The sequence below is a fragment of the Moorena sp. SIO3I6 genome, assembly GCF_010672095.1.
In genome coordinates, this window is the sequence record NZ_JAAHHU010001685.1 from 1 (window position 1) to 1,074 (window position 1,074).

Annotated in this window: 2 protein-coding genes and 1 pseudogene; all 3 read right to left on the reverse strand. The window is 43.7% G+C overall.

Going from position 1 to position 1,074, the window contains the following annotated elements:
• Window positions 1-220 (reverse strand): annotated as a pseudogene (locus tag F6K49_RS52285) (hypothetical protein); the annotation flags it as partial.
• Window positions 221-264: 44 nt separating this feature from the next.
• Window positions 265-675 (reverse strand): hypothetical protein, encoded by a 411-nt coding sequence (locus tag F6K49_RS52290; protein ID WP_293110962.1) that lies wholly within the window; start codon window positions 673-675, stop codon window positions 265-267.
• 4 nt (window positions 676-679) lie between these two features.
• Window positions 680-1,012: a hypothetical protein gene (locus F6K49_RS52295; protein ID WP_293110964.1), complete on the reverse strand. Its 333-nt coding sequence runs from the start codon at window positions 1,010-1,012 to the stop codon at window positions 680-682.
• Window positions 1,013-1,074 lie beyond the last annotated feature (62 nt).

Below are 1,074 nucleotides of genomic sequence, written 5' to 3' on the forward strand. Positions count from 1 at the left end.
TAAATGTTGTGACCTCAACTTTGCCCCAATCTTCCGGGGAATTAGCACCATAAACATTGATAAAAACGCGATCGCCCTCCTGAGTTATGGTATACTTCTTAATCCACTCGGTTTTTTCACTAGAATTGATCCAAGTTCCCAGAATGGCACTTAAGTCAAGTTGAGCATTGTTATTCGGTTGATAACTCTGGGTTTCACCATGAATTTCGTTCCATTTCATTTATTAAATATCTCCAGACTATAAAACTATTACCTTAAAGACGACTAACGGTGGAAAAACTCGCGGGAAAAGTGCCCAATACGACCACTACCGTCTAGGTAGCGAGTGTAGGATTGAATGCAGAGTATACTTAGTTTTTGATTGGAAACAAGATGAGTCTCAATTCCGTCTAGAGTAAAAAGGGCATGGAATCCTGCTGCCATCAGGGATGATATACCAGAACCGTAGGGTATAGCTTCCGCTTCTCCCCAATCAATTAACCCCCCATCGCTAGCTCCATAAGCATTGATGATTAAACTACCATTGCGATCGCTTAAGATTACTTTCTTGATGTAGTTAGTATCTGGTTTGGTATTAAACCATTCTCCCAACACAGATGAAACATCTATAGAGCCATCTACAGATGGCCGTTCATCCGCTTTCATGTATTTGGTAAATTGCTTGGTACTTTCCATAGTATTAATTGTGATTTGTGTTTAACAGGGAACAGGGAATAGGGAATAGGGAATAGGGAATAGGGAACAGGGAGCAGGGAGCAGGGAGCAGTTGCGTAGGGTGCGTTAGGGACGGGCTGTCGCTAATTTTCTCAGTAGGCAGTATTGAGACACTCCGTCCCGTAACGCACCACAGGGTCAAACAGTAAAAGGCAAGAGGCAATAGGCAATAGGCAATAGGCAATAGGCAATAGGCAATAGGCAATAGGTAAGAGGCAATAGGCAATAGGGGCAAGAGGCAATAGGCAAGAGGCAATAGGCAATAGGCAATAGGCAATAGGCAATAGGCAATAGGCATGCATGCTAGGGCGTGTCTTCTTGCCTCGGAGATCCCCCATTATCCCCCTTAAAAAAGGGGGA